The sequence below is a fragment of the Cellulomonas xylanilytica genome (assembly GCF_007989805.1).
Taxonomy (GTDB): domain Bacteria; phylum Actinomycetota; class Actinomycetes; order Actinomycetales; family Cellulomonadaceae; genus Cellulomonas; species Cellulomonas xylanilytica.
Map to the genome: position 1 here is coordinate 630,232 of NZ_BJUB01000001.1, position 10,093 is coordinate 640,324.

Below are 10,093 nucleotides of genomic sequence, written 5' to 3' on the forward strand. Positions count from 1 at the left end.
GGCCGCATCGTCACGCCTTGAACAGGTGACGGCGGATCGAGGCGGCGTTCGAGAAGATCCGGATGCCGAGCACGACGACGACGGCGGTGGACAGCTGCGTGCCGACGCCCAGCTGGTCACCGAGGAAGACGATCAACGCGGCGACGACCACGTTGGACAGGAAGGAGATGAGGAAGACCCGGTCGTCGAAGATGCCGTCGAGCATGGCGCGCAGGCCCCCGAAGAGAGCGTCGAGGGCCGCCACCACGGCGATCGGGAGGTAGGGCTGGAGCTCCAGGGGCACCGTGGGCTGCAGCAGCAGACCCCCGACGACCCCGATGACCAGGCCGATGACTGCGATCACGTGCCGTCCCTCCCTGTCGGACCAGCAGACCCTGCCACATCGCCCTCGTCCAGCGCACCCTCCGCTGGTCCCGGCTCGGGGACGGGGTCCGCGCTGGTCACAGGGACCCGCGCCGAGTACATCGTGACGAGGCCGGTGCCCGGGAGCTCGAGCTTGCTCTGCGACGACAGCTGGACGCCGATGCCGAAGGTCGTGCGCAGCGTCGCGAGGTGCTGTCCCGCGGCCGCTCGGGCGAGCTCCGTCTGCATGTGGGTGGCGTCGCCGACGACCTCGACGGTGTACGGGCTGGCCAGGGGCACGAGATCGACGAGCACGGCGTCGCCGGCGCTACGGATCGCGGTCATCGCGCTGAGCCGCTGTCCGTTCACGGCGATGGCCTCGGCTCCGGCGGCCCACAGCCCGTTCACCACGATCTGCAGGTCGACGTCCTGCACCCGGGACATTGGGTCCACGACGTCCGGGTCGTCGGACGGGGCATCTGTCAGGACGAGCCGCAGGCCACGACCGGTGACCGGCATGACGGCGGCCTCGACCGCGACCTCGTCGATCTGGTCGCTGACGGGTCGGCCCTCGTCGCCGAGGAGGTCCTCCTGCAGGGTGGCGATCTGTTCCGTCATCGCGGTGATGTCGGCCTGGGTCGCGTCCGCCTCCTCGCTGCGCTGCGCGATCTGGGACTCCAGCAGCTCGCGGGCCTCCTGGACCGAGGTGGTGGGCTGGCGCAGCGCGAGCGTGGCCGCCGTGGCACCCAGGCCGAGCCCGATCGCCAGCGCCACGAGACCCACGGTCGACCGCCGCGTCCGTCGCGGCTCCGAACCGGCGGCGCGACGGGCTGCCGCGTCGGCGTAGCCGGGGTCGAGGGGGCGTCGGTAGAACTCGTTGATGAGGGTCATCGAGGCGTCGGGGCTGCGCTGCACCTCGCCGGAGCCGTGCCGGGGGGTCATCCGGCGCTCGCCGGCACGCGCAGGAGGTGGCGCGCCTGGGTCAGGTAGACCGCGGCGGAGAACCAGTACAGCGCGACGCCCCACAGCGCGCAGGCCCACCCGACGACCCCGGCGGCCGTCCCCACCCACGAGTCCCACTGGGCCAGCAGGAGGAGCGGGAACGCGTACAGCAGCGCGAACGTGCCGGCCTTGCCCGCGAGGTGCACCTGGAGCGGGGCGTAGCCCGCCCTGGCCAGCACGACGAGCATGACCGCGAGGACCACGTCCCGCAGGACCAGCACGCCGAGCAGCCACCACGGCACCACGCCGCTCCAGGCGAGCGCGACCAGCGTCACGATGATGAAGAGACGGTCCGCCGCCGGGTCCAGCAGCTGTCCCAGGCGGGAGACCTGACCGAGCCGGCGCGCGAGCACGCCGTCCAGCCAGTCGCTGGCGCCGGAGATGGCGAGGACGCCGACCGCCCAGCCGTCCTGGCCGCGCACGATCAGCAGCGCGAAGACGGGGACGAGCAGGAGCCGCACGAGGCTGATGATGTTGGGGACGGTCAGCACGCGCGTGGAGACGACGTCGTTGCTCGCCACTGCCTCCCCCGTCACCGTCTCGTCCTGGCGGCGTCGATCCTATGCGGCCACGGAGCGGGCCTCCGACGACGGCGCGCCCTCGGCTGCGGCGCAGGTCGGGTGGTGCGACAGTGCTGAGGTGGCTCACCGCAACGATCCCGACGTGATCACCCGGCTCCTGACGACCCCCGGCCGGTGGGCCGTCGTCGGCCTGTCCACCAACACCGCGCGTGCCGCCTACGGCGTCTCGCGGTACGTCCAGTCGCTCGGGAACGTGATCGTGCCGGTGCACCCGAAGGCACAGACGGTGCACGGAGCGCCGGGCGTGCGGTCGCTGGCGGAGGTGGAGGGCTCGCTGGACGTCGTGGACGTGTTCGTCAACAGCGCGCGGTGCGGCGACGTGGTCGACCAGGCGATCGCGGCGGGAGCCGGGGCCGTCTGGCTCCAGCTGGGGGTGGTCGACGAGGCGGCTGCCGAGCGCGCCCGTGCCGCCGGGCTCGACGTCGTGATGGACGCGTGCCCGGCGATAGAGGGTCCGCGGCGCGGCCTGTGACGTTGTGCCGGACGTCACCTGCGGCTTCTCTGCCGACAGAGCCGTGCGCCCGGTAGACTCCTTCACGAATCTGGAGTTCGTCGCGTCCCCCTTCGAGGCGTCGGCACCACCGCTGAGGCGGTCGGGGCCCGCCTCGCGTCGTGTGGTCTAGGCATCGCGTGAGCGGTTGCCGCTGGGTGGTCCGGGGCTGCGACCCGCTGTTCGCCGACCCGGTGCACGGTTCAGGGCTCCGCCCCGCGATGATCGGTTCCCCCATTTCATGAGCTCTGTCCTGTCCTCTGCCGCGCCGTCGGTCCCCACGGACCTTCCGGCCGACGCCACGTTCTCCGACCTCGGTCTGCCGCCGGCCCTCGAGGCCGCGATCTCCGACCTCGGCTTCACCGTCCCCTCGGCCATCCAGGCCCAGGCCGTCCCCGCCCTGCTGAGCGGCCGCGACATCGTCGGCGTCGCCCAGACGGGCACCGGCAAGACCGCCGCGTTCGGTCTGCCGCTGCTGGCGGCGATCGACTACGACCTCCCGGCGGTCCAGGCCGTCGTGCTGACGCCGACGCGTGAGCTCGCCATGCAGGTCGCCGACGCCATCCAGTCGTTCGCGACGCACCTGCCGGGCCTGAACGTGCTCGCCGTGTACGGCGGGTCGCCGTTCCTGCCGCAGCAGCGCGCGCTGTCCCGCGGTGCGCAGGTCGTCGTCGGCACCCCCGGCCGCGTCCTCGACCACCTCGACCGCCGCACGTTGAAGATGGACAACGTCCGCTTCCTCGTGCTGGACGAGGCCGACGAGATGCTGCGCATGGGCTTTGCGGAGGACGTCGACAAGGTCCTCTCCGCCGCCCCGCGCGAGCGCCAGGTGGCCCTGTTCTCCGCCACCATGCCGCCGCAGATCCGCCGCGTCGCCGAGCAGCACCTCAACCGCCCGGTCGAGATCACGGTCTCGCGCCAGGCGTCCACGGTCACCAGCGTCCGCCAGACCTACGCCGTCGTCCCGCACCGCCACAAGACCGGCGCGCTCGCCCGCGTGCTCGCCGTGTCGCCGGCGGACGCGGCGATCGTGTTCGTCCGCACCCGCGGCGCGGCCGAGGAGGTGGGGAGCGCGTTGATCGAGAAGGGCATCTCCGCGGCCTACATCTCGGGCGACGTTGCCCAGACCGAGCGCGAGAAGATCGTCGACCGGCTGCGCACCGGGGCGCTCGACGTCCTGGTCGCCACCGACGTGGCGGCGCGCGGGCTCGACGTCGACCGGATCGGGCTCGTCGTCAACTTCGACGTGCCGCGTGAGCCGGAGACCTACGTGCACCGCATCGGCCGTACCGGCCGGGCCGGTCGCGAGGGTGAGGCGCTGTCGTTCGTCACGCCGTCCGAGCAGTCCCGCCTGCGGCAGATCGAGCGCACCACGCGGCAGTCGCTCCTGCAGGTCGAGATCCCGTCGCCCGCCGAGGTCTCCGCGCACCGGGTGCAGACGCTCCTGGCGCGCACCGCCGCACGCGCCGAGCTCGACCGCCTGGACCTCTACCGCGAGGCCATCGCGGTGCACCTCGCGCAGAACCCGGACGTGGACCCGTTCGAGCTGCTCGCCGTCGTGACCGCGCTGGCCGTCGGCGACGAGGGACCCGTGGCCGTGCAGCACGGCGACGACCTCGACGACGCACTCTCCCGCGCCCACCTCACGGGCGGCAGCAACGACCGGGGCGACCATCCCGAGCGCGGCGAGCGCCGTCGTTCCGACACGCACGTCGCCGGCGGTTCGCCGCGGTGGCGCGTCGCCGTGGGCCACCGCGACGGCCTGCAGCCGGGTGCCCTCGTGGGTGCGCTCACCGGTGAGGGCGGGCTGACCGGCAAGGACGTCGGCAAGATCGACATCTTCGGCAGCTTCGCGCTCGTGGACATCCCGGCCGGTCTCTCCGCCGACGTGATCGACCGTCTCGCGCGGACGCGGGTGGCCGGTCGGCCGCTGCGCATCCGGCTCGACTCGGGCCCCCGCCCGGGGCACGGCGCCTCGCGGCCGACGCACGGCCCCGCGCGCGGCCGCAGCTGACGCACGTCGCACACCGACGCCCCCTGCCTCCTCGACGGAGGCAGGGGGCGTCGTGCTGTCGCTACCGCAGGACGGAGCCGGACCGGCCCTGGCGGGAGGCGCCGCGCAGGAGCGTGATGTCCGCCTCCCGCAGCACCTCGCCGACGTCCCGGAACCCGCGGATGCTGCCGAGCACGCCGATGGCCAGCCGCGACCCGAGCTCCTGGCGCAGCTGGTCCAGCAGGAGCGAGAGCCGGGGCGGCACGCCACCCGGGCCCACGTCGTCCAGCAGGACGACGAAGTCGTCCTCGGCGATGCGTGCGGGGGTGTCACCCTCGCGCAGCGGTCGGCGCAGGCGCCGGACCAGCTCCCGGTGCAGGTCGAGGCGTGCGTCACCCTCCGACTCGACGTGGCCCTGCGTCGGGATGGACGGCCCGTCCAGGACGCGGACCACGGCGAGCGCGCAGTCGTACCCCGGCGACCGTCGGGTCCGCAGGACCGCCGCACCCAGCCGGTCGAGGAACAGCAGCCGGTTGACCAGGCCCGTCTCCGGGTCCCGCAGCGCGTCGCGCTGGAGGGCGATCTCCTGCTCCTTGCGCTCGGTGACGTCCACCAGGGCGCCGACGAGACGGGCCGGGCACCCGGCGTCGTCCAGCACGGTGACGGCGCGGCACAGCATCCACCGGTAGTCGCCGGAGGACGTCCGGACACGGTGCTCCAGCTCGAGCGGCGACCCGGCACCGGCCAGCTGCGAGGCGATCGACGCCGACAGCTCGTCGCGGTCCGCGGGGTGCACGCGCTCGAGCCACTCCCCCGGTGAGTCGCCGATGACGTCGTCGTCGTAACCGAGTGTCTGCTTCCACCGCGGCGAGTAGTACACCGTGCCGGCCGAGACGTCCCAGTCCCACGTGCCGTCGTGCGCGGCCATGGAGGCGAGCGCGTACCGTTCCTCGCTCGCCCGCACGGTGTCCGCCAGCGACCGCTCACGGGCTGCTGCCTGCTCCAGTGCCCGGCGCTGCTCGCGCAGGTTGGCCAGGAGACGCTCCTGGTCGAGCGCGACCGCGAGGAGGGCCGCCCAGTGGTTGAACCGGTCCCGGGCGCTGGTCGCGCGCGTCTCCACCGTCCCGTCGATGGCGAGCAGACCCCAGTCGCTGCCGCCGAAGGTCACGGGCACGACGAACGTCAGCTCGTTGGACCCGACGGTTCCCGCCCGCGTCAGCGCCGCCGGCGGGAACTGGCTCGCGGTGGTCCGCACGCCGACCAGCCGGGACAGGGTGCCGGACGTGTCGTGCACGCCGACGACCTCCATCTCGCGGTCCCCCGGGCCGCGGTCGGCGCCGAGCCACAGCCCGAGGCACGCGTGGCCCCGGACCCCGCGCGGCAGCCAGCCCAGCGCCCGAGGGCTTGCCCCGTCGCCACGCAGGAGGTCCATGTCGACCTCGTACTGGTCGACGATGGTGCGCTCGAGCTGGCCGCTGCGGGCGAGCATCGCGCGGGTGCACCCCTTGGTCAGCGCCAGCAGCACCTCCGTGACGGACCGCCGGACCGCGTCCTCGTGCTCCGGACGCGAGAGCGCTTCCACCACGTCCGCCTCCACGCCGCGCAGGCAGATGACCAGCTGCTCGAGCGCCTCGGGGTGGGGCTGCATCGCGGACGTGACGTCGGCGAGCCGGGCCAGGGTCGCGGTCCCGGGGACCGTCCCCCGCTCCGCCGCCGTCTCGATCGGCTCCACGACGGCGTGCCACCACGTCTCGCGCGGTGCCACCCCGGTGCGACGAGCCCCGCCGCTGCCGGACGGACCCACGAACGCCGTCCCGGCGAGGGCGCGCAGCACCTGGTAGCCGCTCCGGCTGCCGCCGCCCGACCCCGTCGCCGGCGCGGACCGGGCGGACTCGGTGCACCCGCAGGACTCGCGCAGGACCAGCGTGGACGGGGCGCGGTACTCGCCCCCGGGGACGTCCTCGCCGCGCATCCGGGACAGCAGCAGCGACACCGCGGTCTCGCCGACCCGGTCGTAGTGCGCGTCGACCGTCGACAGCCGCGGCGTCACGCGCGCCCCGGAGTCGGCGTGGTCGAAGCCGATCACGGCCTGGTCGCGCGGGAGCACGAGCCCGGCGGCCCGCAGGGCACGCTGGAACCCGATCGCGTTGCGGTCGGTCGCTGCGATCACCGCGGTTGTCGGGGAACCGGCCGCGAGCATCTTCGCCGCGGCGTCCGCGCCGCCCTGCTCGTGGTTGTCCGACGACTCGTAGATCCACCCGTCCGGAGCCTCGATGCCGTGGTCGGCGAGGGTCGCGCGGTAGGCGGCGAAACGCTCGCGCATGTCCCGCTGCGTCAGGCACCCGACGAAGCCGATCGCCGTGTGCCCGTGCTCGAGCAGGTGCTCGACGGCCGCGCGCACGCCGCCGACGTTGTCCGGGAGGACCACCGCGTCGTCGCCGGACTGCGGCTCCTCGCTGACGAGCACGACGGGCAGACCCCACTGCTGCACGGAGGCGAGCCGGTCGCTGCGCAGCGCCTTGCCGACGACGACGAGCCCGTCGACGGCACCGAGCGCCACGGGCGCGTCGAGGATCGACTCGTCCGGGTACCTCTCCCGGTCGAGCCCCGCCGGGTAGGTCTGCACCGCGACCACGCGATGCCCTGCTGCCCGAGCCGCCCGTGCCACCCCAGCGATCAGGGCCCCAAAGTAGAACCCGCCGACCACCGGCGAGAGCACACCGATCGTCCGTCTCGCCGTTGGTGAGACCGGTCCACGCCGCACTGTTCCCATGACCCCACATCCCTCGCCCACGTCGTCGGAGCCGAGATGATGCATTTCACCCGCATCGGGCGACACACTAGGTGATCGTGGTCACACCTGCATATGACTCCGGAGTACCCGGCTCTTCCGCGTCGCCGTCGACGCCGTCGCCCGGGCCGTCCTCCCCCGCCCCTTCCCACGCGCCCGCACCGGCGCCGGCACGACGTCCGACGATTACCGACGTGGCACGCGCCGCGGGTGTCTCGATCGCCGTCGTGTCCTACGCACTAAACGGTCGACCGGGGGTCTCCGCAGCGACCCGCGAACGCGTCCTGCGCGTCGCCGACGAGTTCGGCTGGCGGCCCAGCGCGGCCGCGCGGTCGATGCGCACGGGTCCCCGCGCGATCGGTCTCGTGTTCGACCGCGGCGCCGCCGGCCCGGTGGCGCAGGCCACCGGCGTGCTCGAGTTCGTCATCTCGTTGCAGGAGGTGCTGGCGACGCGCAACCTCGCCCTGGTCCTCCAGCTCGTCGACGGGCCCGAGGCCGCCGTGACCTTGTACGGCGAGTGGTGGGCCGAGCGCCGGTTCGACGTCATGGTCGTCACCGACGTCCTCGCGGAGGACCCGCGGATCGACGCGCTCCGACGTCTGCGCGCTCCCGCGGTGATCGTCAGTGCAGGTCAGAGCGATGTGGACCTCGCCTCGGTGACCATCGACGACGCCGAGGCGTTCGTCCGTGTCGGCCGGTACCTGCTGGAGCTGGGGCACCGGCACGTGGCCCTGGTGAGCGGGCCCAAGGAGCTCGTGCGCACCCGCGAGCGACTCGCAGCGCTCTCCGGAGTCCTCGACGCGGCGAGCGGCGTGCTCGTCCACGAGGCCACCGGGGGCACCGCCGAGGAGGCGGCCGTGGCGACCAGGCGGCTGCTCACCGGGGGCCGCGCGCCGACGGCGATCGTGTACGACTCGGACCAGATGGCGGTCGCCGCGCTCGACGTCGCGCGTCGGACCGGGCTCGCCGTGCCGTGGGACCTGTCGGTCGTGGCGGGCTCCGACTCGGCTCTCTGCCGGCTCGCCACGCCGTCGATCACGACGCTCCCCTCGGCCCAGCGGGATCTCGGGACGGCGACCGGAGAGGCCGTCCTGGCGGTCCTCGACGGGGACGTCCGGGCACGCCGCGAGCTCCAGATCGGCGGCCTCGCGGTGCGCGGGAGCACCGGTCCCAGGTCGAGATGAGAACGCTCTCATCCATGTCACATTTTGGTAACGGCGAGAACCTAAACGATTTGCCCCGTGCCGCCCGGAAAGTCCGCATGGTGATCTACGTCCAGTCGCCGTGGACTTTCCCGGCCGACATGCGCCCGGACGGGACGGCCGGCCGGGCACGCCGATCGACACCCGGAGGACTACGTGTCCACACACGGCAAGAGAGCGGTGAGGCAGCGTCTGCGCGCCGCCACCACCGCAGCAGCAGCGATGGCGCTGCTCGCAGCCCCCCTGTGCATCACCACGAGTGCGAGCGCCGCCGAGGCGCACGTCGACAACCCCTTCGCGGGCGCGACGCAGTACGTGAACCCCACGTACGCGGCAGCGGTTGAGAGCGCTGCCACACGTGCCGGCGACGCGACCCTGGCCGCGAAGATGCGGACCGTCGCCAAGCAGCCGACCGCCGTCTGGATGGACCGGATCAGCGCCATCACCGGCAACGCGGACGGCAACGGCCTGAAGTTCCACCTGGACAACGCGGTGGCCCAGAAGGGCGCGGGCCCGATCGTGTTCAACCTGGTCATCTACGACCTGCCCGGCCGCGACTGCTTCGCCCTCGCGTCGAACGGTGAGCTCCCCGCCACCGACGCCGGGCTGGCGCGCTACAAGACCGAGTACATCGACGCCATCGCGGCGCTCCTGGCCGACCCGAAGTACCAGGACCTCCGCATCGTGGCGACGATCGAGCCCGACTCGCTGCCGAACCTGGTGACGAACATCTCGGAGCCCGCCTGCCAGCAGTCGGCGCCCTACTACCGGGCGGGCGTGAAGTACGCGCTCGACAAGCTCCACGCCATCCCGAACGTCTACAACTACATCGACATCGGCCACTCGGGCTGGCTCGGCTGGGACAGCAACGCCGGTCCGTCCGCCACGCTCTTCGCCGAGGTGGCCAAGTCGACGACGGCCGGCTTCGCGTCCGTCGACGGGTTCGTGAGCGACGTGGCCAACACCACCCCGCTCGTCGAGCCGTACCTGCCGGACTCCTCGATCTCCGTCGGTGGCACGCCGATCCGGTCGAGCTCGTTCTACGAGTGGAACTTCGACTTCGACGAGACCGACTTCACGGCGCACATGCACCGTCTGCTCGTCGCCGCCGGGTTCCCGTCGTCGATCGGCATGCTGATCGACACCTCGCGCAACGGCTGGGGCGGTCCGAACCGTCCGACCGCCGCGTCGACCAGCACCAACCACAACACCTACGTGAACGAGTCCAAGGTGGACAAGCGCGTCCACCGTGGCGCGTGGTGCAACCCGCTCGGTGCCGGTATCGGCGAGCTCCCGCAGGCGACGCCCTCGGGCTACACGGCCTCGCACCTGGACGCGTTCGTCTGGATCAAGCCCCCGGGTGAGTCCGACGGTGCCTCCAGCGAGATCGAGAACGACCAGGGCAAGCGGTTCGACCGCATGTGCGACCCGACCTTCGTGTCGCCCAAGCTGAGCAACCAGCTCACCGGCGCCACGCCCGGTGCCCCGCTGGCCGGCCAGTGGTTCGAGGCGCAGTTCAAGACCCTCGTCGCCAACGCCTACCCGGTGATCCCCGGCGGCACCACGCCGACCGACACGACGGCGCCCTCGGTGCCGGCGGGTCTGACGGCCGGTACCACCACCACGACGTCGGTCCCGCTGTCCTGGACCGCCTCGACCGACAACAGCGGTGGTTCCGGCGTCGCCGGATAT

General features: G+C 72.9%; 8 protein-coding genes. 4 read left to right on the forward strand and 4 right to left on the reverse strand.

Annotated elements, in window-relative coordinates; translation table 11 throughout:
* Positions 1–10: 10 nt before the first annotated feature.
* From CXY01_RS02800 to CXY01_RS02810, 3 genes are read right to left on the reverse strand one after another with little or no spacing between them, the layout of a single operon-like run.
* Positions 11–343, reverse strand: coding sequence for a small basic family protein (locus CXY01_RS02800; RefSeq protein ID WP_056027523.1), 333 nt, complete (start codon positions 341–343; stop codon positions 11–13).
* Positions 340–1,284: a DUF881 domain-containing protein gene (locus CXY01_RS02805; RefSeq protein ID WP_146925504.1), complete on the reverse strand. Its 945-nt coding sequence runs from the start codon at positions 1,282–1,284 to the stop codon at positions 340–342. Before CXY01_RS02805 ends, CXY01_RS02800 begins: the two co-directional genes overlap by 4 nt.
* On the reverse strand, positions 1,281–1,880 hold the full coding sequence (locus CXY01_RS02810; RefSeq protein WP_246124959.1) for a CDP-alcohol phosphatidyltransferase family protein: 600 nt from the start codon (positions 1,878–1,880) through the stop codon (positions 1,281–1,283). The genes CXY01_RS02805 and CXY01_RS02810 overlap by 4 nt, the downstream gene beginning before the upstream one ends.
* Before the next feature lie 103 nt (positions 1,881–1,983).
* On the opposite strand from CXY01_RS02810, the gene CXY01_RS02815 reads away from it, so the two are divergent.
* Complete coding sequence (locus CXY01_RS02815; protein WP_246124961.1) at positions 1,984–2,397, forward strand: CoA-binding protein; 414 nt, start codon at positions 1,984–1,986, stop codon at positions 2,395–2,397.
* A 259-nt stretch (positions 2,398–2,656) separates the two neighbouring features.
* On the forward strand, positions 2,657–4,429 hold the full coding sequence (locus tag CXY01_RS02820) for a DEAD/DEAH box helicase (protein WP_146925506.1): 1,773 nt from the start codon (positions 2,657–2,659) through the stop codon (positions 4,427–4,429).
* 61 nt (positions 4,430–4,490) lie between these two features.
* On the opposite strand, the gene CXY01_RS02825 is transcribed toward CXY01_RS02820, so the two are convergent.
* A complete protein-coding gene (locus CXY01_RS02825; RefSeq protein ID WP_307724378.1) occupies positions 4,491–7,226 on the reverse strand; it encodes a substrate-binding domain-containing protein in 2,736 nt (911 codons plus the stop codon).
* A 167-nt stretch (positions 7,227–7,393) separates the two neighbouring features.
* Between CXY01_RS02825 and CXY01_RS02830 the strand changes: the two genes are divergently transcribed.
* Positions 7,394–8,383, forward strand: coding sequence for a LacI family DNA-binding transcriptional regulator (locus tag CXY01_RS02830; RefSeq protein ID WP_246124962.1), 990 nt, complete (start codon positions 7,394–7,396; stop codon positions 8,381–8,383).
* Between the two features lie 174 nt (positions 8,384–8,557).
* Positions 8,558–10,093 (forward strand): glycoside hydrolase family 6 protein (locus CXY01_RS02835; protein ID WP_186813269.1); only part of this gene is annotated, 1,536 nt, incomplete at its 3' end.